Source organism: Janthinobacterium sp. GW822-FHT07H10, assembly GCF_058798675.1.
In genome coordinates, this window is sequence record NZ_JBXAKS010000004.1 from 188,397 (window position 1) to 210,514 (window position 22,118).

The window sequence follows — 22,118 nt, forward strand, 5'->3', positions numbered from 1 at the left end:
AGGAGCGGAAACGCACCCGGCCTCGCCAGCCATCCTGTTCAATAAATGCGTGCTGGTGATCAGGGCGGGGTGGCGGCCCTGGCGGAGCGATGCTGGGCATTGCTTGATCTACGTCATGCTATTGTAGTCGCAATTTAATTCTTTTGGGCAACATTTCATGAAACTTTATATGCGTCTGCAGGCGTGAAAAAGCCGCCCGGCTTTGCAGCGGGGCGGCTTTGCCGGCGTGGCGATCAGGTTCAGGCGGCAGGCTTGCGGCGCGCCATGAAGCCCAGCAAGCCCAGGCCCAGCAGCATCATGGCGTAGGTTTCCGGTTCCGGCACGGCGGCCATCACGGAGACGTTGTCCAGGTAGGAACCGTACGTGGGCGCGGAGACGGGGCCGATCGATTCGAAGCGCAGCACCGTCGAGTTGCCGAGCGCCGTCAGGTTCTGGCTGTAGCTTTGCCAGACGCCGCCCGTGTTGCCGACCAGGGCCGTGGGTGTCAGCAGGGTGGAACCCCAGTAGACATTCATCAGGCTGTTTGCGCCGCCCGGCGTGTCGGGACGGCCCGAGTAGGCAAACGACAGCGCATACGTGCCGCCAGCCGTGGTGGCGATCGTTTGCGACAGCGACGACAGGCTTTCGGTATTGAGTTCCAGATATTGCGTGCCGTCGGCGGCGACGGGGTTGAAGCCGCTCAGGCCGCCTTGCGTGGCGCCTTTCTGGATTTCAAAAGCCGTGTTGCCGCTGACGGACGAGGTCCAGCCCGTGACGGCGCTCAACTGCGCGTAGGGCGAGCCAATGACGTTGCTTTCAAAACTGCCGTTGACCACCAGTTCGGTCGCGGCGTTGGCGGCGCCAGCGGTGGCCAGGGCGGCCAGTGCGGCGATCGTGAAGAGAGTGGCAGGCTTTTTCATGTGTTATCCGTTGATTAAAAGTTAATTTGATTTCCTAAATGACATTTAAAGAATATCACCAAAACTCACACAAAGAACAAGCGCTCGATAAAAATAAATGCAATTGTGAAATCATTTATATCCTTGCGGCAATTGATTTCCATGATGAATTAATTGCAATGCCACCCCAAGGCGAAGCGCGCCCTGGCGCTGCTTGCACCAGAGTATTTTTGTGACATCGCGGGTGTAAAAAAACCTGCATCGTTACAACAGCGAGGCAGGTTTCTTCATGCGGCAAGCGTGCGCGGCAGCATATCGAGTCGATAGGCACTGCCGCGCGCGGGTATCAGGACATCAGAACGCCAGGCGGCCTTGCAGGTAGACCATGCGCGGCGCGCCCACCATCTTGCCGAGGTTGCCGTCCGACGTGCGCGTGAAGTAGCGCTTGTCGCTCAGATTATTCACGCCGGCGACCAGTTCCAGGCCAGCCTGGCCCGGCACTTTCCACTTCGCCTGCATATTCCACGTGCGGTAGCCAGGAATGACGCCCAGGTTGCCCGCCGCGTTTTCCGCCACCGTATTGGCTTCATCGGCGAACTGGCGGCTCTGGTGGCTGCTCGACAGGTCGAAGCCCCACGCGCCCAGCTGGTAGTGGGCGCCGACGGTATCCGTGTTGCGCGAGTAGAACGGCACGTCGTTGCCCGCGTTTGCGCCATCCTGCAAGGTGGCCTTGGTGTAGGTGTAGGTGACGTAGGCGTTCAAGCCGGCCAGCGGGCCGGACTTGTCGAAGTGGTAGTCGAGCGCCGATTCCAGGCCACGGTGGTGCGTGGCGCCCACGTTGTAGAAGACGGCGCTGTCGCCGCTGCCGACGGACTGGATCTGGTTGTCGAACTTGATGTTGAACAAGGTCGCTTCTGCCGACAGCTGGCCGCTTTTCCAGCGCGCGCCCAGCTCGGCCGTTTTCGCCAGTTCGGGTTGCAGCGGATTCTTGTCCGACTGCGCATTGAGCTGCGTATTTTGCACGGCGCCAAACGAGCTGTTGTAGTTGCCGAACAGGGTCACGTTGTTGTTGAGCAAGTAAGCCACGTTCAGCGAGGGCAGGGCCTTGTTGTTGAGCAACTCGATCTTCTGGTCGGTCGGCAAGTGGTTGAAGCGCTCCGTCTTGATGTGCTCATAGCGCACGCCAGGCGTGATGCGCCACGCGCCGATGGCGATCTTGTCGTCGATATACACGGCTTGCGCATCGGTGGCGTTGTTCGCGAAGCGCGTCGGCTTTTGCTGCAGGCCGCTGGCGATGACGACGTTGTAGATGGTTTCATCGGCCCGCTCGGCCAGGTAGCGGTAGCCGACGGTGACGTCCTGCGATACCTTGCCCGTGATGAAGCGCTGCGTGTAGCGCGGCTCGATGGCCGTCGTCTCGTAGTTGCGCGGCTGGTGACCCAGGCCCGTGCGGTTCGCGTTGATCAGGGTGCTTTCGCGCGAGCTCTTGTTGTAATAGGCGCGCACTTCCACTTCCTGCGTGCTGGAAATGGCGTTCAGGTAGCCGATGTCGAAGGCCTTGCGCTCGCCGCTCCAGAAGTCCGTGGGGCGCGTGTTCTGGAACGGGTCCTGCCTGTACTGGGCCGCCGTCAGGCCGCCCGGCGTGCGCGACGTCACGTCGTAGTAGGACAGCTTGGCGTATACCTCGGCCGTCGGGCTCAGGTCGTAGCGCAGCTTCAGGGCGAAGTCGTTGACTTTTTCATCGCTGCCCACGCGCCAGTCGCTGCCGCGGATGCCCGAGTACAGCACGGCCAGGCCCAGGCCGCTGTCGAGCTGGGTGCCGGCAAAGACGCTGGCCTGCGTGTTGTGGCCCACTTCGCTGTACGAGTTGTAGCGCACGGTGGCGTCGCCCGTGACGCCCGGCGTGGTGGGCACGCGGCGCGTCTTGAAGTTGATGATGCCGCCCACGTTTTGCGGGCCGAAGCGCACGGCGCCGCCGCCGCGCACCACGTCGACCGTCTCGACATTGGCCAGGCTGACGGGGGCGAACGACAGTTGCGGCTGGCCATACGGCGCCACCGACATGGGGATGCCGTCGAGCAAGACCGTGCTGCGCGGCGAATAGCGCCCGGCCAGGCCGCGCACGCCGATGTTCAGGGAGATGGCACTGCCGGCGCTGCCCGAGTTATCGCTGATCTGCACGCCGGGAATGCGGCGCATGACGTCGCTGAGGCTGGCCGCGCCCGAGTTCTCGATATCGTCCTTCTGCACCACCGTGCGGGCGCCGGCGAAATTCTTCGTGCTGGCGGCCATGCTGGTGCCCAGCAGGTTGCTGCTGACCTGTATCGTTTCGAGGATGGGGCCGGCATTGTCGGCCGTGTTCGCTTGCTGTGCCTGTGCCGCCAGCGGGGCGCCCAGGCAGGCGAGGGCGATGGCCAGCGCGCACGGGCGCAGCGAAAAAGGCAGGGGGGAATGTATGGCGGCCATGCATGGATCTCCGTAATGACAATGTTGGCGCGTTCGGTAAGGCGGCGCGACAACATCGTGGCGTGGGCATCCGGCGCAAGGGGATAAGAATGATAATGATTCTCATTTTATCCGTCAATTGCGCAAACTGCGTAGCGCCGCCTTTGCCCATGCCAGGGCGCTGAAGTGTTGTTGGGGCGGTACAGCGGACGTCCGGATTGCCGCCTGGCTACAGTGCTGGGGTGCGGCGGCATTGGGCGCGCTTCTTGTATACTGCCGTCTTTGCAGCCGTCAGACGTGAACGAACAATGAGCCAGACAACTGAACACCAGGCGCCGGGCAACTCGCCTGTGGAGCGCCGCCAGGGCGAGCAGCCGGCCGCCGCCGCGCGCAAATTGAATCTGCTGGTGGTCGACGACAACCAGGAAGTGGGCGAATCGCTGGCCATGCTGCTCGAAGCGCTGGGCCACCACGCGGTGGTGGTGCGCAACTGGCAGATGGCCGTCGAGCAAGTCAAGCTGTGCGTGCCCGACGCCGTCTACCTCGACATCGAGATGCCAGGCATCAGCGGCATCGAGATCGGCCGCCGCCTGCACAACAATCCGGAAACGGCCCACGCCGTGCTGATCGCCGTCACCGGCCACAGCCTGCCCATGTACATGGACGACGCGCTGGCCGTGGGCTTTCGCCACTTCCTCGTGAAACCCGTGCGCATGGAAGACCTGGCGACGACAGTGCAGTCGGTGCTGGCGGGCTAGTTTCCTCGCTTTATGGCGGACTCAGCGACCACTGCTGGTTGTTCGCATTGGTCAGGTTCCACTGGATGATCTGCGCATTTTCCGCCGTGCTCAGGTTCAGCACGTCCAGGGTCAGGTTGCTGTAGCGGTTCGTGATCGTCTGGTAGCCGGCCGCCGGGCTGGCGAAGCGCCACTGCTGGCCCAGTCCGCCCCAATAACTCCATTGCGCGATGTTGGTGCCGGCCGTGGTCGAGTTGTTGTAGTCATCCAGGCCCAGCAGGCTGTTCGCGTTGATCAGGCTGTAATAGCCATCGCCATGTCCCACCACATACCATTGCTGGTGTTTCCCTCCCGTATAGGTTTGCTGCTGCACCAGCGCGCCGTTCGCCGTGCCGGCGCCGGCCACGGCCAGCGCCTTGCCGCTCAGGCGCGAGCGCAGCACCGTGGGGCCGTCCGAGATGCCGCCGCAGCTGGCGAGCGCAAAATTGCGCGTCAGGCTGGGCCAGCCGCCGCTGTACGTCATCTTTAATATGTCGAGCTTGGCCGCGCCGTTGTCGTTGACGTCGTAATAGTGGATGGAGGCGTAGTTGCAGCCATCCTGCTTGAGCACGCCGATATGGCCCGGTCCCTTGTATTTGCCATCGAGATTCGGCAAGACCGTGCGCGTGCCGCTGTACGGCCCCGTCACGCTGGTGGCGCGCTGCACTTCCACGTAATACGTGCTGGCCGCGCCCTGGCAGCATTTGCCGCGGTTGACGAACAGATAGTAATACTCGCCATCGCGCGCGATGTAGGGCGCTTCGATATCCTTGCCGCCACCGCCGAGGATGGTGGTGACGTTGCCCGCCGTCTTGCCCGTCGCCTGGTTGATCTCGGCCACGCCGATGCCGCCAAAAAACGAGCCATACGACATATAGACCTTGCCGTCATGGTCGCGGAACAGGGCCGGGTCGATGGCGTTGATTTCCGCGCCGCCCCCATACGATTGCACGACGATGCCCAGGTCCGTCCAGTTCGGGTTCTTCAGCGAGGCCGAGCGGGCCACGCCGATGGCCGACACGGAGGTGCCGAAGGTGGATACCGAGTAATACAGATAATAGTAGCCGTTCATGTGGATCACGTCGGGCGCCCAGTACGAACCGCTGAAGTTGGGAATTTTATTGGCGATCCAGGCCGGTGGCGTGCTGAACACGGGCGCGGGGCCGGCCGACCAGTTCAGCAGGTCCGTCGAGCTGGAATACCAGATGCCCGTGCCGGTGGTGAAGTTGAAATATGTGTCGCCATCGCGGCTCAGGGTGCCGGGGTCGTGTGCGTTCGGCACGCCCGTCAGGTTGATCGCTTGCGCCGCGTGGGCGCAGAACATCAGGCAGAGTGCTGCCAGGATTTGCTTCATCGTTGTCTCCGTGCTGTTTTTATAGGGCGGTCCAGGCCGCAAGCCAGAGTAGGGCGATGGTCAAATTTGCACTAATGAATTTTTTACGGGAAGCGATACCGGAGCCGGTATCGGAGAATGAAGAAAAGCGGCGCCGGAATAGAAAAAGCCCGGTTCGAAAACCGGGCTCTTCATTATTCTGTGGGGTGGCTGATGGGGCTCGAACCCACGACAACAGGAATCACAATCCTGGACTCTACCAACTGAGCTACAGCCACCACTGTCTTACTTACCTGTTTAGCTGTTTTGCTGAACAGGTGCCGAATTATACAAAGAACTCGGCAAAGTGGCAAATCTAAATGCAGTCTTTTTTAAAGAATCGAAAGATTGCCTGAAAACGCCCGATTTCCCTCACACGGACAGGTGGGTGACGGGCGGGTGCAAGTCCAGCAAACCGGCGAAGGCTTGCGCCAGCGACTCGACCGTGGCCGTCGTGTACCCCTGCAGCTGCGGCGCATCGTTGCCGGTGCGGCGCAAGCTTGCCGCGTCGAGCAAGCGGGTCAGCTGGCGTGCCACGGCCTCCCCGGTGTCGACCAGGGTGATCTGTTGCGACGTATGCGCGCGCACCGTGCGTTCGATAGTGTCCTGCACGAACAGGTAGTGCGTGCAGCCGAGCACCAATGTGTCGACGCCTTGCGCCAGCACGGGCGCGATGTAGCGCTCCAGCATGGCGCTGGTGGCGTCCAGCGGGTCGTTGCCCAGCTCGCACTGTTCGATGCGGTCGGCCAGGCCGATGCACGGTTGCAGGATGAACGTGGCGCCCGTGGCGGCACTGACCTGCTCGCGCAGGGCCAGCAGCTTGTCGCCGCGCAAGGTGCGCTCGGTGGCCAGCACGCCGATCTTGCCATTGCGGCTGATGGCCGCCGCCGGTTTCAGGCCCGGCTCGACGCCGACGATGGGCAGTTCCGGGTAGCGCGCGCGCAAGGCCTTGATGGCGGCGATGGTGGCCGTGTTGCAGGCGACCACCAGCGCCTTGACGCCATGCCCGAGCAAATACGCGGCAATCGCCAGCGAGCGGTCGACGACCTGCTGCTCCGTCTTGTCGCCATACGGCGCGTAGCCGGAATCGGCAACGTAGATCAGGTCTTCCTGCGGCAGCTGCGCGCGGATATGGCGCAGCACGGACAGGCCGCCCACGCCGGAATCAAAAATGCCGATGGGGGCGCTGGCGTGGGCATTGCTTGCAGTAGAAGTCATAGGAAACCGAAGAGGATGAAAAACGCCGCGCTGGTATTGCCGCGCGGCGTAGGGTAGTGCCTGTTTAAGCGACCGTCACGGGGATCTGGCTGACGCTGCTATTGAGCTGCTCGATCTTCGCCTGCCATTCCTTCGGACCCGTGTTGTGCACCGAAGTACCTTTCGCATCCACGGCCACCGTCACCGGCATGTCGACGACGTCGAATTCGTAGATGGCTTCCATGCCCATGTCGGCAAAGCCCAGCACCTTGGCGTGCTTGATGGCTTTCGACACCAGGTAGGCGGCGCCGCCGACGGCCATCAGGTAAGCCGACTGGTGCTTCTGGATCGATTCGATGGCGACGGGGCCGCGCTCGGCCTTGCCGATCATGGCGATCAGGCCGGTTTTTTCCAGCATCATGTCGGTGAACTTGTCCATGCGCGTGGCCGTGGTCGGACCGGCCGGGCCGACGGCTTCGTCGCGCACGGGATCGACCGGGCCGACGTAGTAGATGACGCGGTTCTTGAAGTCGACGGGCAATTCCTCGCCCTTGGCCAGCATGTCCTGGATGCGCTTGTGCGCGGCGTCGCGGCCCGTCAGCATCTTGCCGTTCAACAGCAAGGTCTGGCCCGGCGTCCACGAAGCGACTTCTTCTTTCGTCAGCGTGTTGAGGTCGACGCGCTTGGATTTTTCCGTGTCCGGCGTCCAGTGCACTTCCGGCCACGACGACAGCGATGGCGGTTCCATGTAGGCCGGACCCGAGCCGTCGAGTACGAAGTGGCCGTGGCGCGTGGCGGCGCAGTTCGGGATCATGGCGACGGGCTTCGACGCGGCGTGCGTCGGGTGCATCATGATTTTTACGTCAAGCACGGTCGTCAGGCCGCCCAGGCCTTGCGCGCCGATGCCCAGCGAGTTGATCTTGTCGCACAGCTCGATACGCAATTCTTCCAGCTTGTTTTGCGGGCCGCGTTGTTTCAGCTCAAACATGTCGATGTCTTCCATCAACACTTCCTTCGCCATCAGCATGGCTTTTTCGGCCGTGCCGCCGATGCCGATACCCAGCATGCCAGGCGGACACCAGCCGGCGCCCATGGTCGGCACGGTCTTCATGACCCAGTCCACCAGCGAATCGGACGGGTTCATCATGATCATCTTGGATTTGTTTTCCGAGCCGCCGCCCTTGGCAGCGACTTTCACGTCGACGGTATTGCCTTCGACCAGTTCCATGTGCACGACGGCTGGCGTGTTGTCCTTGGTGTTCTTGCGGTCGAAATGCGGGTCGGCCACGATGGAGGCGCGCAGCTTGTTGTCGTCGAAGTTGTACGCGCGGCGCACGCCTTCGTTGACGGCGTCGGTGACCGTGCCGCTAAAACCTTCGAAGCGCACGCCCATGCCGATTTTCAGGAAGACGTTGACGATACCCGTGTCCTGGCAGATAGGACGCTTGCCTTCCGCGCACATGCGCGAGTTGGTCAGGATTTGCGCGATCGCATCTTTTGCCGCCGGGCTTTGCTCGGCCGCGTAGGCGCGCGCCAGGTGCTCGATGTAATCTGCAGGGTGGTAGTAGCTAATGTACTGCAACGCTGCGGCGACGGATTCGATCAGGTCTTCTTGCTTTATGACAGTCATGGTGTTCTCGCGGTAGATAAGAAGGGTAAGACTCTTTACTAATTACTGCATCGGTTACTGCATCGGAGTGACAAGGCCCACGACGGCCGCCGGCCGTCATGGGCTTATGGGTCAATGGTTGCGTGCCTGGGTTTGCGTGACCGTCATGATGCGGTCCGTGTAGGCAATCGCCATCGCCGACAGGATGAAGACCATGTGGATCACCGTTTGCGCGATGATCACTTCGATCTTGTACGAGTTGGCGTTGATAAACGTCTTCAACAGGTGGATGGACGAGATGCCGATGATGGCCATCGCTAATTTCGTCTTCAGCACGGAAGCATTTACATGCGACAACCATTCCGGCTGGTCTGGGTGGTCATCGAGGTGCATGCGCGAAACGAAGGTTTCGTAGCCGCCAATAATGACCATGATCAGCAGGTTCGAAATCATGACCACGTCGATCAGGCCTAATACCACCAGCATGATGGTCGCTTCGTTGAGCTTGGTCGGCAGGGCGCTGCCCGGCACGGCAACGGCCGTCAGCACGTGCTGCAAGGCGGCATCATTGCCGAACACGGCGCCGATAAGGTCGGACAATTCCACCCAGAAATGGAATACATACACGCATTGTGCGAGGATCAGGCCCAGGTACAGCGGCAACTGCAGCCAGCGCGACATGAAGATGAAGGCGGACAGTGGGCGCAGCTTGGTATGTTTGGCAGACGGTGGTAGGTGGTCGATCATGTGGAGGTTCCTGGGGGAGTAAATACCAATTTTTGGCATGCCCGACATTTTACACTTGCTACCGATCACTGCGCATGGCCTTGCTCTGGATTATTGGGTTTGATGAAATACAAAGTGGTATTGAACCTTCGGCGCAACAGGCATTTTCCCAGCGAAAATACTGTACGGCGTCCCCTTGACTCCTATTGCCGAAGGCGCTTATGGTTAGTATGGACAGAGCAAAACGCAGCATAAAACGCGCAATGTAAGGCGTCCGTAAGACAGGGCGCTTATCGTGTTAGCAAACAATTACTACACTGGAGACAAGCATGGCCGGTACAGAAAACCAAGGGCAGGGCACGGAACAGCAGGGACCAGAAGAGTCGCGCGTATTTAACCCATCGGCAGCGTTTGCCGCGCAGGCAACGATTTCCGGCATGGACGCCTACCGCGCCATGGTGGCCGACGCCGAGCGCGACTACGAAGGCTTCTGGGCCAAGCTGGCGCGCGAAAACCTGAGCTGGAAGAAGCCGTTCACCCGCACCCTGAACGAAGACAACGCCCCATTCTACAAATGGTTTGAAGACGGCCAGCTCAACGTGTCGTACAACTGCCTCGACCGCAACATCGAAAATGGCCTGGGCGACAAGACGGCCATCATCTTCGAAGCGGACGACGGCACCGTCACCAAGGCCAGCTACACGGAATTGCACGCCCAGGTGTGCAAATTTGCCAATGGCCTGAAAGCCAAAGGTATTAGCAAAGGTGATCGCGTCATCATCTATATGTCGATGTCCGTCGAAGGCGTTGCCGCCATGCAAGCCTGCGCGCGCATCGGCGCCACGCACTCCGTCGTCTTCGGCGGCTTTTCCGCGAAATCCTTGCAGGAACGCATCATCGACGCGGGCGCCGTGGCCGTCATCACGGGCGACGAGCAATTGCGTGGCGGCAAGAAACTGCCGCTGAAAGCCATCGTCGACGAAGCGCTGGCGCTGGGCGGCTGCGATTCCGTGAAGAACGTCATCGTGTACAAGCGCACGGGCAGCGACTTGCCGATGGTGGCCGGCCGTGACACGTGGCTGCACGACCTGGTCGAAGGCCAGAGCGCGCAATGCGAGCCGGAATGGGTCGATGCCGAGCATCCACTGTTCATCTTGTATACCTCCGGCTCGACCGGCACGCCGAAGGGCGTGCAGCACTCGAGCGGCGGCTACCTGCTGTGGGCCGCGCTGACGATGAAGTGGAGCTTCGACATCAAGCCCGACGACGTCTTCTGGTGCACGGCCGACATCGGCTGGGTGACGGGCCACAGCTACATCGCGTACGGCCCGATGGCCGTGGGCGCCACGCAAGTGGTGTTTGAAGGCATCCCGACCTACCCGAACGCGGGCCGTTTCTGGGAAACCATCAAGAAGCACAAGGTCAGCATTTTCTACACAGCCCCCACGGCCATCCGTTCGCTGATCAAGGCGGCCGACGTCGATCCGAAAGTGCATCCAAGCAACTACGACTTGACCAGCTTGCGCCTGCTGGGCTCCGTCGGCGAGCCGATCAATCCGGAAGCGTGGATGTGGTACTACAAGAACATCGGCGGCGAGAAATGCCCGATCGTCGATACCTTCTGGCAAACGGAAACGGGTGGCCACATGATCACCCCGCTGCCAGGCGCGACGCCGATGGTCCCCGGTTCCTGCACCCTGCCATTGCCGGGCATCATGGCCGCCATCGTCGACGAAGCGGGCCAGGACGTGCCGAACGGCCAGGGCGGCATCCTCGTGGTGAAGCGCCCATGGCCATCGATGATCCGCACGATCTGGAACAACCCCGAGCGTTTCAAGTCCAGCTACTTCCCGGAAGAGCTGGGCGGCAAGATGTACCTGGCAGGCGACGGCGCCATCCGCAACAAGGATACGGGCTATTTCACCATCACGGGCCGCATCGATGACGTGCTGAACGTGTCGGGCCACCGCATGGGCACGATGGAAATCGAATCGGCCCTGGTGGCCAACCCGCTGGTGGCCGAAGCGGCGGTAGTCGGCCGCCCGGACGACACGACCGGCGAATCGATCTGCGCCTTCGTGGTGCTCAAGCAAGCGCGTCCGACCGGCGAGGAAGCGAAGAAGCTGGCCCTGGAGCTGCGCAACTGGGTCGGCAAGGAAATCGGCCCGATCGCCAAGCCGAAGGAAATCCGTTTCGGCGACAACCTGCCGAAAACCCGCTCCGGCAAAATCATGCGCCGCCTGCTGCGCGTGCTGGCCAAGGGCGAGACGATCACGCAAGACGTCTCGACCCTGGAAAACCCGGCCATCTTGGAGCAGTTGAAGGAAGCGTCTTAAGAAGGCCAGTCCCGTCGGGATCGGCCTGCGCCCCACTGGGGAGCAGGCCCCCGCCGGGTCTGCCTCAGCCATTGCCAGCTTGCTGTACGCGCTACTTTTACCCCACGGTAAATAACTTTGGCAGTCCGTAGAATCTTTGCTATAATCTGCGGCTTCGCGACAAGCGAGAAATAGTACGCAATGCGAGCAAGTAGACGCATTGCCTGCAGGAGAGGTGGATGAGTGGTTGAAGTCGCACGCCTGGAAAGCGTGTATAGGTTCATAGCCTATCGGGGGTTCGAATCCCCCTCTCTCCGCCACGGATAGTAATTAAGTAAGATCAGGACGTCTCAGGAAGTCCCTCAAAAACCGCTTAGAGCCTTGATTCTAAGCGGTTTTTTCGTTTTTCGGCGTCTCAGGTCGTGTCAGCCCATTTCAATGCATCGCGCTTTTTTTAGGGTAGGTGATGTGGAATCGGCGGCATACCCTTGATCGTCTACTCTTTTAATTTGCACCATCTTGTCTATAGTGTTCTTTCAACACGTTGACGTGGAGGTGCATCATGCCCAAGATCATTGCTCCGCTGACTGACGCTCGTATCAGGAACGCCAAGCCACGCGAGAAGTTGTACAAACTGTTTGATGGCGACGGCTTGTACATCGAGGTGACACCAAGCGGTTCGCGCATCTGGCGCTTCAAGTTCCGACAGGCCAACGGCAAGGACAACCTGCTGACATTCGGCCCATATCCGGAAATCACGCTGCAGCATGCTCGCGAAAAGCGCCTGGAGACCCGCCGCCTGATTCTGCAAGGGATCGATCCCGGCAAGCACCGCGATGACGCCAAGCGGCGATTGAAGGAGCGCGCCGCCAACACATTTGAAAAGATTGCCCGCGAGTGGCACGCCAACAAGGTGCCGACCTGGAGCGAGCGCACCGCCAAGAACGTCCTGCAACGGCTGGAGGCAGATATCTTCCCGGCCATTGGCCGCAGGCCCATCGATGAACTCAAGCACCTCGATGTAATCGCTGCACTGCGTAAGATCGAGGAGCGCGGCGCAAGCGAAATCGCCCATCGCCAGAAAGCGGTATGTGCGTCAATTTTCAGCTACGCGATTCAATGCGGATTCACAGAGAGTAATCTGGTCACCGATATGAAGGATGTGTTGAAGACCGTCCGCGCCGGACACTTCGCCGCTATCAACGCTGACGAACTACCGCAGTTTCTGGCCATTCTGGACCGCAACGAAGCACGCATGTTTGCGCCGACCCGCATTGCGCTGCGGCTGATGCTGCTGTGCTTTGTGCGCACCAGCGAGTTGATCGAAACGCCCTGGAGTGAAATTGACCTGGAGCGCGGCGAGTGGATCATTCCATGGCAGCGCATGAAGCGCGGCAAGCTGACCGTCAATCCGGATATGACCAACCATCATGTATGCCTGTCGCGCCAGGTGCTGGAGCTGCTGTGTGAACTGCATGCGATCACGGGCCGCAGCAGGTACCTGTTCCCGAATCAGCGTGACCACGAAAAGCCGATCAGCAATAACACGATACTGGTGGCGCTTGGACGCATGGGATACAAGGGCAAGATGACCGGCCATGGCTTCCGGGCGCTTGCCATGAGCACCATCAAGGAGCGCCTTGGCTACCGGCATGAAGTCGTGGATCGGCAATTGGCACATGCGCCGAAGGACAAGGTGGCCAGTGCCTATGACCGGGCGCAGTTCCTGGCCGAACGGCGCAAGATGATGCAGGATTGGGCCGACTACATCGATGCCGTCAGCGGCAAGGGAGCGCCGCCGCAGACGCCCAGGCACCATGTCTGAGTATGTACTGCGCCTCACGGATGCGCTTATCAAGCAGACCGCTTCCAAGGAAAAATTACATAAACTAGCTATCGGAGCCTTTGTCCCGGCTGCAACGCTGCCGGTCAATGCCAGTAGCAGCAGCCCAGTCCGCGCCGGTCCCAATTCTGCGTACTACGAAAAGCGCACTTGACGAAACGAACCACTTGCAAACGTCGATATCAGGCATAGAATGAAGCTCTCTTATGTGGGAATCGCTCCCACGAGGGCATGCATCGAGCATGTCCCTATGCTTAGCGGCATAGGCGTTGCGGTCGTCACCCGCCACCATGATACTTAGCAGTTTCTGCTAGATATATCGCCGGGCCATGCAGAAGCATGCACATCTCGGCACGATAAAGCGCTGCCTTCAGCGTCTTCATATCCCACAATCCGCAAGTCGGATTGCCTGGATGATTGCGCCCGATGGGCGCTTCCTCAAACAGGAGCAAGACTCCTGCCCCGATTGGTTCGCATGCCCCGCGAGGTAGCGCACCGTATGAAGCACAGCATGGCTTTGCCGCAAGCCGCACCGTCAGCAGAAATGCCAGCGATGCGATGCTATCGCGGCTGCCGCCAGCGCGTGTGCTTCAGAGTCGCCAGTATCGTCACCGCGAGTGCGATGCTGGCATGCATGCCGTCACATGCCATGGCTACGTGCGCGCGTCGTTACTGGCGGCGTGCTGCCAGTGACGACGCGCCGCCGACGGCATAGGCCCAGGCGGCAAGTACAGAGCATCCGCGTGACGGTGCTCAGTGACGAGGCCAGATGCCTCTCCATCGCAGGCTAGCCTTGCGATTTCCTTCGCCCGCTACGGGCTGATTAGTTGAAGTTGATCCGTGCACGATGTGCACTCCATGGACCCTGGGTGATTGGTCCCCGCTGCGGCAGCTCCCTCCGGGAGCGCGCAGCGGTGCCACACGCGCATGCGGCGCGGGCAGGCATTAACAGCAACCGCATACACGGGAGTGGTGTCCCGAGGTCCTTGATTCAACCTTTTCTGCCGAGGCAGTGAGGGTGGCCAGAAACACTTACCTGACAGGATTACACCACGCTGCATCGATGTGAAAACCAAGGATCGAAAGGATGACTTTGCCATGCGCGACCTGAACTACCAGCTCAAGCAACTGTGTCACCGCAACCGGGATGGCAGTTTTGCGACGCAGGCCGACCGCGAACGTTTATTAAACCTGTGCGCCAACGACCTGGCGGAACGGGGCTTCCAGCATATGAGCGTGGACAGTCTGAAACCAAAGCATGTGGCGGCGCTGCTCGGCAAGTGGAAACAGGATGGTGTCAGTACCGGAACGATCAAGAATCGCATGAGCGCCCTGCGCTGGTGGGCCGAGAAGATCGGCAAGGAAAACATCATTGCGCGCACCAACGGCGAATACGGCATCGCGGAGCGGGTGTTTGTCACCAACGTCTCGAAGGCGAAGGTGCTCGACGCCGACACGCTGGCCCGCGTGAATGATCCGTATACGCGCATGTCCCTGCAGTTGCAGGCGGCGTTTGGTTTGCGGCGCGAGGAAAGTATCAAGATCAAGCCGGGATGGGCCGATGGCGGGAACATCATACGGCTGCAGGATAGCTGGACCAAGGGCGGCAAGTACCGGGAGGTGCCGATTGCCACGACACAGCAGCGCGCCGTGCTGGAAGCGGCCAAGGCGCTGGCCGGAAAAGGCAGCTTGATTCCGGCGCAGTTGCGGTATCGGGATCAGTTGAACCGCTTTCGTGCGCAGTGCGACAAGGCTGGCATCCATGGCGTGCATGGGCTGCGCCATGAGTACGCGCAGCGGCGCTATGCCGAGCTGACTGGCCGACCTAGTCCAGCCAGTGGCGGCCCGACGTCGAGGCAGCTGGATGCTTCGCAAAAACTCGCAGATCAAGCTGCGCGGCTGAAGATTTCGGCGGAGATGGGACATGGACGTGAACAGGTCACTTCCATCTATCTGGGCAGATGACCGCTCACTTGTATCAGGGACGCAGCGCATGGAGCGGAAGATATGTAAGGAGTGCAGCCCTGGCGCTGCCGGAACGATCGCGGAGAGTCGGCATGACTCTCCATTGTTTGCTGTTCATCAATCGAAGGAGAATCTTATGACCACTACTAAAAAATTCCTCCGCTTGCCTGCGGTAATCGAGGCTACCGGCTGGTCCCGCGCCACAATCTGGCGCAAGGTGAAGGCAGGCGTGTTGCCAGCGCCTATTTCCATCGGTCCCAAGTCTGTCGCCTGGGACTCGGAGGAGATCGCTCAATGGCAGCAGCGCTGCATTGATTCCAGCCGTGGGATCGGCTAACGGTGAGTATGACCATTTTGTTAAAGCATAGTTGCCTGTCAAATTGAATTGTTGACGACCCTTCCCGGGCATCTCGCGACTGTTGATCAGGTTGAGGCCTCTGAACCGGAAAAGTGATCGAATTTTAATTTTTTCAGTAGCTAGAATAATTGGTTCAGGATGGCATTTTGCAGAAACTAGGTGTTTCCGAAACCCATGATGTTGTTTTGGTAGCGGCATTGTGTCGACTTGGACTCAGAAATATGAGGCTAGATCAACGTCATATTTTGCAAAGGTTTATTTTTTTGATAAACACTGCTACAGTGGCGTTGCCATACACATACAAAATTAGGGAAAAATACAATGGAATACTGGACCCAGATCGCCTCGTTTATTGCTGGCTTGGCTGGTGGTTGGACATTGAAAATGATCTTCGATAACTCGAAAAACACTACTACAATTAAAGGAAACACAACTCGTGGTGATATCGCTGGCCGCGACATCCACAAGAAGTGAACGTTTAGATTTTCGGCGTGAACACCACCATTCGTGAGAATGCGGCAGGGCGAGACATTGCTGGCCGTGATATCCACAATTATTACGCGGCTCGCGAGCCTACTGCAATGGCAAGGCTTGTTGAACAATATCTTGCTGAGACTCTTGCTGATCAAACCCTGACAGCCTGGACCGAAAAACTTGAGCATTTCTTGACGAATGAGACCAGCCCAGATGTTCGTGGATTGGAAGAAAAGCTTACAGTGGCCGGTCGAGAGGACATGCTAAAAATCGCCTTACTGCGAAAGCAAGCAGCCTACAAAGCCATCATGAAGCAGCAGGGATCTCGTTCAGCCCAGACGATTTATTCGTTTGTGATGGCTGAGATCGTTGTCAACTTTGAGATGTCCGTGTGGCCGTTGATCCAGGCAAAGTGTAGCCGCGAGGCAGTAGACGCGGCGATGTTGGAAAAGGTCATCTCTCCTGCCTTGCAAATTCTAGAGAGCAATCCACTTATGCTGAATAAGATGGACATTCAAGGGTTGGTCTATTTTTTGGCAGGTAATTGCCATATAAGGTGGGACGCAGATGCTGATATATGATCCAGCACTAGACCCGTATCATAGTGCAATCAGAATTTTAACCATCGCTATTGCCGCGAGCGGCAAAGAGATCGAGCTAACGCTTGATGCTGCTCGAATTGCAGATTACTTTCTGGTTTATCCTGCTAAGATAATTCATTTTACCTTTCCAGCTGAGTTTAAGTCTATGCGAACCGCCGCAAAGGAAGCTGAGAATCCGTACCGTCAGACACTGGGAAATAAGGCAGCATTCGAAAAGATGAAGCCAATTTTTCTATCCGCTTTGAGTGGATTAGTCGCTGCTGGTTTTGTTGATGAGGATGATCTTAAACGAGGAATCTTGAAACTGTCTGCTGCAGACATGCCAAATGATCTAGTTGCGGCTGTAGATAGGTTCCTGGATCGGCAAACGACGGTCGGTAAGTTCGTATTGTCCGATATGATTGCTATGCGCCCTAATGGTGATAATGGATTGAAGCATCGCTCCAAACTAATTGAGTACCGATATGACATTGTATAAGCCAACGATTCTAATAAATCGGTTAGTTGTGACGAAGGATCAGCGATCCGTCATGGACATATCTTTCCATGAAGGGCTTAATGTAATCACTGGTGAAAATAGTTCGGGAAAAACCACATCCATTCGTTTCATTGCCTATGCATTAGGTTCAGAGTCCATCAGCTTTAATGAGATGGCGAAGGTTTGTGACGATATTTATTTGCAGGTTAGCATCAATGAAGCTGTGGTCACTTTGCAGCGTCATGTGAGTATGGAATTGTTACGGCCGCTGTCAATTTTCTGGGGCGAGATTGAGAGGGCACTTGCTGCTACTCCAGCAATGTGGCAGTTGTTCCCATTCAAACGTAGTGATGCGAAGGAAAGTTTCTCGCAAGTCTTATTTAGGTTGATGGAGGTTCCTGAACTGCGAGGAGAGGGCGGATCAAATATCACTATGCATCAGTTGATGCGATTGATTTATTCTGACCAAGAAACGCCATCATCCGATTTGTTCAGGTTTGATCGCTTTGATCGCGCGATTACTCGATCAGCAGTTGGTGATTATTTGTTGGGTATCGATTCAACAGAGCTTTATGAGTTGAAATTGCGCGAGACTGCGGCTGACAAAGAATCATCATCTTTGCGAGCTAGTATACGGACTATCTATAATACCTTTGGAAAATCTGGTACTCATATTTCTTTAGATTTTCTGGAGAGCCAGATTCAAAATTTAGGAAGTGAAATTAGGTCGCTTCAAGAAAAGCTCGACAATGTTAATAATTCGCCATCTCCCAAGGTTTCCGCTGTAAAAGAGGATAATTCACTTCGTGAGAGGCTGAGTGCTGCTCACTCCAAATTTTCCAAGCTGAAGCAGAAGAAGATTGAACTAGAAGCTGAAATTGCTGACTCTGAGCTTTTTCTCAAGGAGCTTGAAGATCGAATGTTTAGTTTAGAGGAGTCTGCTGTTGCGGAGTCCTATCTTGGTCGAGCAGTATTTTCTGTTTGCCCTAGCTGTTTCACAAAAATTGATCCAAAAACCGATACAACGGCAACATGTGCGTTGTGCAAATCTCCAGTGGCGGAAGATTCGGCACGCTCACAGCTTGCTCGGATGCGCAATGAATTGGCACTGCAATTGAAGGAATCGTTGGCTATTCGCGTTCAACAACTGGAAGAGTTGGACTCAATCAACCGCGAACTACCATCAGCAGATGCACAGCTCAAGTCCTTGGAAACGGAATTTAAACGAAACCAAGTTCAATGGCGATCGCCAGAGCTGATCCAAGTTCAGGCTATTTCACGTGAAATTGGCGCCAAAGAGCAGGAAATTAAGAATGCGTTAGAGCTTAAAAAACTTGCGGATCTTCTGGAGCAGCTAACTTCTCAACTTGGTACCGTTGAGGCGAACTTGAATTGGATCAAGGGCCGAATTGAGGCGGTAACCAGGGAACAGGCTGATCGTCATCAAGCGGCATATCTTTCAGTTGCAAACAATTTAAAAAATATCCTGAGGGCTGATTTATATAGGGAAGATGTTTTTGCGAACGCAAATATTGTAGATATCGATTTTGGAGCAAATCAACTTTCAGTTGATGGGCAAAAGCAGTTTTCTGCAAGTTCGATGGTATTCCTCCGTCATTCATTCCATTTAGCATTGCTGCTCTCGTCGTTGCAGAATAAGTATTTCCGCTACCCGCGTCTATTAATTTTGGATGGTATTGAGGATGGCGGTATGGAAGTTGATCGGAGCTATAATTTTCAGAAGATTATTGCTCAAGCTTCTAGTAGTACGAACGTTGTTCATCAAGTTATTATGACAACCACCAATGTGGCGCCAGAGTTGGACAACGATAAATATTTAGTTGGTAGGAAGTTTTCTCATGATGAGAAATCAATTGTGATTCGTTAAGGAGATGGAAATGTCGAGAGCTATACGAGTAGTGATTGGGAACCATGTCTTTGAGAAGAAGGGAGATCTGACGAAGCACATGCGGGAAATGGTTGCGAAGTATCAAATCGGTGATTTTATTAGCAGCGAAGATATGGAATTCTGCTTAGAGCTTTTTAAGAGTCATAGTGACTACCCGACAAAATTGGCACCTGGTGTGTCAAAAATTCAGTTGCTAATTCAAAAGGAAGGATCTAAGGGCTTTCAAATTTATAAAAATAATGGACTGTCCGATGATATCAGCTGGACGGATTGTGTAGCCAATAGAAAATAAAGTAACCACTATCTGTATTCCTTATTTATTTTTCCATTACTTGGAAAAATCAGATGTTGCATGTTATTCATCTTCTTTGGGCGCAATAAAAAGGTGGTAAGAATTTATGTCTGCGAGGAGCGCGGACTCAACCGATCGATCATGCTATCCTACATCCCATTGGGAGCATAATAACTTCAAAGTTGAAAATAAAAATTCTGCTGAAAAAAGAGTAGATTTGGGGGTATGCACATCTTAATTTTCATCGACATCCAAGAATCTATCTGCGCTTCAAGTTAGGATATGAATCCCCCTCTCGCTTCCCTTTCGGCCTCAGCCTTTTTATTTCCGCCCCTCTGCCGCCATCCTCACCGCCAACCCCGTCAACACGCCCCCCATCATCCACCGCTGCACCATCACCCACCCCGGCCGACTCGATAAAAATCCCGCAATCGACCCCGCCATCACCGCAATTCCCGCATTCACCACCAGGCTGATGGAAATCTGCACGCAACCTAATACCACCGATTGCACCAAAATACTCCCATGCCCCGGCGTAATGAACTGCGGCAGCAACGACAAGTACATGACCGCAATCTTGGGATTGGCCAGATTCGTGATCAAGCCCATGAGAAACAGCTTGCGCGGTCCATCGACAGGCAGGTCGCGCACGGCGAAGGCCGAGCGTCCGCCTGGCTTGACGGCTTGCCAGGCCAGGTACAGCAGGTAGGCGGCGCCGCCGAAGCGCAGTGCATCGTAGGCGTAGGGCACGGCAAACACCAAGGCGGTGATGCCGAAGGCGGCGCACAGCATGTAGAACAGGAAGCCGACGGCGACGCCGCCCAGCGAGATGAAGCCGGCGCGGCGGCCCTGGCTGATGGAGCGGGAAATCAGGTAGATCATGTTGGGGCCGGGCGTCAACGCCATGCCCAGGGCCACGAGTCCAAACATCAGCAAGGCTGTCACATCAGGCACGCGCTATCTCCAGAAGAAATGCATGGCATGCCCGGCGATACGCCGGCATGGACCAGGCTTTCCGGGCATGCGGTCTCTGCGCAAGGTGCTCACCCGGGAGTCAAGATTAGCACAGCTGAAAGTTGCCTGTCGGACATGGCCATCGCGGCGTGCTTGCAGCGGGGCAGCGATGCTGATGCCCGCGGCCAGCCGCGTTGCACGTACCGGCCGGCAGACGCAAAAAAGCCCGCCGAAGCGGGCTTTTTCATTCTGAAGCCAAACCCAAAACTCAGAACTGGTTCATCGTATTGTCTTTACCGGCCGCCTTCAGCGCCGCTTCGCCGCTGAAGTAATCCTTGTGGTCGTCGCCGATGTCCGAGCCGGACATGTTTTGATGTTTCACGCAGGCGATTCCCTGGCGGATTTCCTTGCGCTGCACGCCGGCCACGTAGCCCAGCATGCCCTGGTCGCCGAAGTATTCCTTGGCCAGGTTGTCGGTCGACAAGGCTGCCGTATGGTAGGTCGGCAGGGTGATCAGGTGGTGGAAGATGCCGGCTTCGCGGGCCGAGTCGGCCTGGAAGGTGCGGATCTTTTCGTCGGCCGTGATCGCCAATTCCGTCTGGTCGTATTCCACGCTCATCAGCTGGGCGCGTTCGTAGGCGGAGACGTCCTTGCCTTCGGCCTTCAGGGTGTCATACACCTGCTGGCGGAAGTTCAGGGTCCAGTTGAACGACGGGCTGTTGTTGTACACCAGCTTGGCGTTCGGGATGACCTTGCGGATTTCGCTGACCATGCCGCCGATTTGCGCGATATGCGGTTTTTCCGTTTCGATCCACAGCAGGTCGGCGCCGTTTTGCAGCGAGGTGATGCAGTCGAGCACGCAACGCTCTTCGCCGGAACCGGCGCGGAACTGGAACAGGTTGCTCGGCAGGCGTTTCGGACGCAGCAGCTTGCCTTCGCGCTTGATGATGACGTCGCCATTGCCCAGCGCGTCGGCCGACACTTCTTCGCAGTCGAGGAAGGAGTTGTATTGGTCGCCCAGGTCGCCTGGTTCATTGGTGACGGCGATCTGCTTGGTCAGGCCGGCGCCCAGCGAGTCGGTGCGGGCGACGATGATGCCGTCGTCCACGCCCAGTTCCAGGAAGGCGTAGCGGATGGCGCGGATCTTGGCCAGGAAGTCTTCGTGCGGCACCGTGACTTTACCGTCCTGGTGGCCGCATTGTTTCTCGTCGGATACCTGGTTTTCGATCTGGATGCAGCAGGCGCCCGCTTCGATGAACTGTTTCGCCAGCAGATAGGTGGCTTCCGCATTGCCGAAACCGGCATCGATGTCGGCGATGATGGGCACGACGTGGGTCACATGGCCATCGATCTTGGCCTGGATCGCTTGTTTTTCAGCACCCTGGGCCGCGTCCAGCTGGCGGAACAGGCCGCCCAGTTCGCGCGCATCGGCCTGGCGCAGGAAGGTATACAGCTCCTTGATCAAGGCTGAGACGGCGGTTTTCTCGTGCATGGACTGGTCTGGCAGCGGGCCGAACTCGGAGCGCAGGGCGGCGACCATCCAGCCGGACAGGTAGAGGTAGCGGCGGTCGGTGCTGTTGAAGTGCTTCTTGATCGAGATCATCTTCTGTTGACCGATGAAACCATGCCAGCAACCGAGCGACTGCGTGTACTTGGATGGATCCGCATCGTAGGCAGCCATGTCGTTGCGCATGATCTTCGCCGTGTACTTGGCGATGTCCAGGCCCGTCTTGAACTTGTTCTGGGCGCGCATGCGGGCGGCGGACTCGGGATTGATGGCGTTCCAGGCGCTGCCCTGTTGGTCTTTCAAACCGGCAACTGCCTTGATGTCGTCTTGATATTGGGACATGTGTATCTCCTAAAGAAAAACTAAGTTTGAGAAAATCGTCGAGTGCGCCGCTTTGTCGATGCGAACTGCATGACTA

Annotated in this window: 19 protein-coding genes and 2 tRNA genes; 12 read left to right on the plus strand and 9 right to left on the minus strand. The window is 57.4% G+C overall.

Features of this window, described 5'->3' with window-relative positions:
* Positions 1–239 precede the first annotated feature (239 nt).
* Positions 240–899: an FxDxF family PEP-CTERM protein gene (locus AC1RDJ_RS11465; RefSeq protein WP_289888350.1), complete on the minus strand. Its 660-nt coding sequence runs from the start codon at positions 897–899 to the stop codon at positions 240–242.
* A 38-nt stretch (positions 900–937) separates the two neighbouring features.
* On the opposite strand from AC1RDJ_RS11465, the gene AC1RDJ_RS11470 reads away from it, so the two are divergent.
* Positions 938–1,114, plus strand: a complete 177-nt coding sequence (locus AC1RDJ_RS11470) for a hypothetical protein (protein WP_289888351.1) — start codon at positions 938–940, stop codon at positions 1,112–1,114.
* A 118-nt stretch (positions 1,115–1,232) separates the two neighbouring features.
* On the opposite strand, the gene AC1RDJ_RS11475 is transcribed toward AC1RDJ_RS11470, so the two are convergent.
* Positions 1,233–3,344 (minus strand): TonB-dependent receptor family protein, encoded by a 2,112-nt coding sequence (locus AC1RDJ_RS11475; protein WP_493027488.1) that lies wholly within the window; start codon positions 3,342–3,344, stop codon positions 1,233–1,235.
* Between the two features lie 287 nt (positions 3,345–3,631).
* On the opposite strand from AC1RDJ_RS11475, the gene AC1RDJ_RS11480 reads away from it, so the two are divergent.
* Entirely contained in the window at positions 3,632–4,081 is a 450-nt protein-coding gene (locus tag AC1RDJ_RS11480) for a response regulator (protein WP_493027489.1), read from the plus strand.
* A 10-nt stretch (positions 4,082–4,091) separates the two neighbouring features.
* Here AC1RDJ_RS11480 and AC1RDJ_RS11485 read toward each other — a convergent pair whose 3' ends face one another.
* The 5 genes from AC1RDJ_RS11485 to AC1RDJ_RS11505 all read right to left on the minus strand — a co-directional run bounded on the left by AC1RDJ_RS11485 (position 4,092) and on the right by AC1RDJ_RS11505 (position 9,024).
* Positions 4,092–5,453 (minus strand): family 43 glycosylhydrolase, encoded by a 1,362-nt coding sequence (locus AC1RDJ_RS11485; protein ID WP_493027490.1) that lies wholly within the window; start codon positions 5,451–5,453, stop codon positions 4,092–4,094.
* Positions 5,454–5,634: 181 nt separating this feature from the next.
* Positions 5,635–5,710: transfer RNA gene (locus tag AC1RDJ_RS11490), tRNA-His, on the minus strand.
* Between the two features lie 133 nt (positions 5,711–5,843).
* The gene (gene murI, locus AC1RDJ_RS11495; protein WP_493027491.1) at positions 5,844–6,689 is read right to left on the minus strand and encodes a glutamate racemase; all 846 of its coding nucleotides are present in this window, start codon (positions 6,687–6,689) and stop codon (positions 5,844–5,846) included.
* A 64-nt stretch (positions 6,690–6,753) separates the two neighbouring features.
* The gene (locus AC1RDJ_RS11500; protein WP_071325103.1) at positions 6,754–8,298 is read right to left on the minus strand and encodes a fumarate hydratase; all 1,545 of its coding nucleotides are present in this window, start codon (positions 8,296–8,298) and stop codon (positions 6,754–6,756) included.
* 111 nt (positions 8,299–8,409) lie between these two features.
* Positions 8,410–9,024, minus strand: coding sequence for a YqhA family protein (locus AC1RDJ_RS11505; protein ID WP_493027492.1), 615 nt, complete (start codon positions 9,022–9,024; stop codon positions 8,410–8,412).
* A 308-nt stretch (positions 9,025–9,332) separates the two neighbouring features.
* Here AC1RDJ_RS11505 and acs point away from each other — a divergent pair, with 308 nt between their 5' ends.
* The 10 genes from acs to AC1RDJ_RS11555 all read left to right on the plus strand — a co-directional run bounded on the left by acs (position 9,333) and on the right by AC1RDJ_RS11555 (position 19,239).
* Complete coding sequence (acs, locus tag AC1RDJ_RS11510; RefSeq protein WP_493027493.1) at positions 9,333–11,339, plus strand: acetate--CoA ligase; 2,007 nt, start codon at positions 9,333–9,335, stop codon at positions 11,337–11,339.
* Positions 11,340–11,547: 208 nt separating this feature from the next.
* A tRNA-Ser gene (locus AC1RDJ_RS11515) sits at positions 11,548–11,638 on the plus strand.
* 242 nt (positions 11,639–11,880) lie between these two features.
* On the plus strand, positions 11,881–13,143 hold the full coding sequence (locus AC1RDJ_RS11520) for a tyrosine-type recombinase/integrase (protein WP_493027494.1): 1,263 nt from the start codon (positions 11,881–11,883) through the stop codon (positions 13,141–13,143).
* A gap of 1,116 nt (positions 13,144–14,259) precedes the next feature.
* Complete coding sequence (locus AC1RDJ_RS11525; RefSeq protein ID WP_493027495.1) at positions 14,260–15,126, plus strand: phage integrase N-terminal domain-containing protein; 867 nt, start codon at positions 14,260–14,262, stop codon at positions 15,124–15,126.
* 136 nt (positions 15,127–15,262) lie between these two features.
* Positions 15,263–15,463: a helix-turn-helix transcriptional regulator gene (locus AC1RDJ_RS11530; protein WP_493027496.1), complete on the plus strand. Its 201-nt coding sequence runs from the start codon at positions 15,263–15,265 to the stop codon at positions 15,461–15,463.
* 342 nt (positions 15,464–15,805) lie between these two features.
* Positions 15,806–15,958, plus strand: a complete 153-nt coding sequence (locus AC1RDJ_RS11535; RefSeq protein WP_493027497.1) for a hypothetical protein — start codon at positions 15,806–15,808, stop codon at positions 15,956–15,958.
* Between the two features lie 17 nt (positions 15,959–15,975).
* Complete coding sequence (locus tag AC1RDJ_RS11540) at positions 15,976–16,539, plus strand: ABC-three component system protein (RefSeq protein WP_493027498.1); 564 nt, start codon at positions 15,976–15,978, stop codon at positions 16,537–16,539.
* The gene (locus AC1RDJ_RS11545; RefSeq protein ID WP_493027499.1) at positions 16,526–17,038 is read left to right on the plus strand and encodes an ABC-three component system middle component 5; all 513 of its coding nucleotides are present in this window, start codon (positions 16,526–16,528) and stop codon (positions 17,036–17,038) included. The genes AC1RDJ_RS11540 and AC1RDJ_RS11545 overlap by 14 nt, the downstream gene beginning before the upstream one ends.
* A 52-nt stretch (positions 17,039–17,090) precedes the next feature.
* Positions 17,091–18,926, plus strand: a complete 1,836-nt coding sequence (locus AC1RDJ_RS11550; protein WP_493027500.1) for an AAA family ATPase — start codon at positions 17,091–17,093, stop codon at positions 18,924–18,926.
* A gap of 10 nt (positions 18,927–18,936) precedes the next feature.
* On the plus strand, positions 18,937–19,239 hold the full coding sequence (locus tag AC1RDJ_RS11555) for a DUF3223 domain-containing protein (RefSeq protein WP_493027501.1): 303 nt from the start codon (positions 18,937–18,939) through the stop codon (positions 19,237–19,239).
* Positions 19,240–19,560: 321 nt separating this feature from the next.
* Here the strand turns inward: AC1RDJ_RS11555 and AC1RDJ_RS11560 are convergent, their stop codons facing one another.
* Complete coding sequence (locus tag AC1RDJ_RS11560; RefSeq protein ID WP_493027502.1) at positions 19,561–20,193, minus strand: LysE family translocator; 633 nt, start codon at positions 20,191–20,193, stop codon at positions 19,561–19,563.
* A 268-nt stretch (positions 20,194–20,461) separates the two neighbouring features.
* Positions 20,462–22,042: an isocitrate lyase gene (locus AC1RDJ_RS11565; RefSeq protein ID WP_071325059.1), complete on the minus strand. Its 1,581-nt coding sequence runs from the start codon at positions 22,040–22,042 to the stop codon at positions 20,462–20,464.
* Positions 22,043–22,118: the final 76 nt, after the last annotated feature.

Excerpts from the sequence above, each read along its gene's own strand:
- AC1RDJ_RS11465 (WP_289888350.1), bottom strand. The coding sequence starts at position 899 with ATGAAAAAGCCTGCCACTCTCTTCACGATCGCCGCACTGGCCGCCCTG.
- AC1RDJ_RS11470 (WP_289888351.1), top strand. The coding sequence starts at position 938 with ATGACATTTAAAGAATATCACCAAAACTCACACAAAGAACAAGCGCTC.
- AC1RDJ_RS11475 (WP_493027488.1), bottom strand. The coding sequence starts at position 3,344 with ATGGCCGCCATACATTCCCCCCTGCCTTTTTCGCTGCGCCCGTGCGCG.
- AC1RDJ_RS11480 (WP_493027489.1), top strand. The coding sequence starts at position 3,632 with ATGAGCCAGACAACTGAACACCAGGCGCCGGGCAACTCGCCTGTGGAG.
- AC1RDJ_RS11485 (WP_493027490.1), bottom strand. The coding sequence starts at position 5,453 with ATGAAGCAAATCCTGGCAGCACTCTGCCTGATGTTCTGCGCCCACGCG.
- murI (WP_493027491.1), bottom strand. The coding sequence starts at position 6,689 with ATGACTTCTACTGCAAGCAATGCCCACGCCAGCGCCCCCATCGGCATT.
- AC1RDJ_RS11500 (WP_071325103.1), bottom strand. The coding sequence starts at position 8,298 with ATGACTGTCATAAAGCAAGAAGACCTGATCGAATCCGTCGCCGCAGCG.
- AC1RDJ_RS11505 (WP_493027492.1), bottom strand. The coding sequence starts at position 9,024 with ATGATCGACCACCTACCACCGTCTGCCAAACATACCAAGCTGCGCCCA.
- acs (WP_493027493.1), top strand. The coding sequence starts at position 9,333 with ATGGCCGGTACAGAAAACCAAGGGCAGGGCACGGAACAGCAGGGACCA.
- AC1RDJ_RS11520 (WP_493027494.1), top strand. The coding sequence starts at position 11,881 with ATGCCCAAGATCATTGCTCCGCTGACTGACGCTCGTATCAGGAACGCC.
- AC1RDJ_RS11525 (WP_493027495.1), top strand. The coding sequence starts at position 14,260 with ATGCGCGACCTGAACTACCAGCTCAAGCAACTGTGTCACCGCAACCGG.
- AC1RDJ_RS11530 (WP_493027496.1), top strand. The coding sequence starts at position 15,263 with ATGACCACTACTAAAAAATTCCTCCGCTTGCCTGCGGTAATCGAGGCT.
- AC1RDJ_RS11535 (WP_493027497.1), top strand. The coding sequence starts at position 15,806 with ATGGAATACTGGACCCAGATCGCCTCGTTTATTGCTGGCTTGGCTGGT.
- AC1RDJ_RS11545 (WP_493027499.1), top strand. The coding sequence starts at position 16,526 with ATGCTGATATATGATCCAGCACTAGACCCGTATCATAGTGCAATCAGA.
- AC1RDJ_RS11550 (WP_493027500.1), top strand. The coding sequence starts at position 17,091 with ATGGACATATCTTTCCATGAAGGGCTTAATGTAATCACTGGTGAAAAT.
- AC1RDJ_RS11555 (WP_493027501.1), top strand. The coding sequence starts at position 18,937 with ATGTCGAGAGCTATACGAGTAGTGATTGGGAACCATGTCTTTGAGAAG.
- AC1RDJ_RS11565 (WP_071325059.1), bottom strand. The coding sequence starts at position 22,042 with ATGTCCCAATATCAAGACGACATCAAGGCAGTTGCCGGTTTGAAAGAC.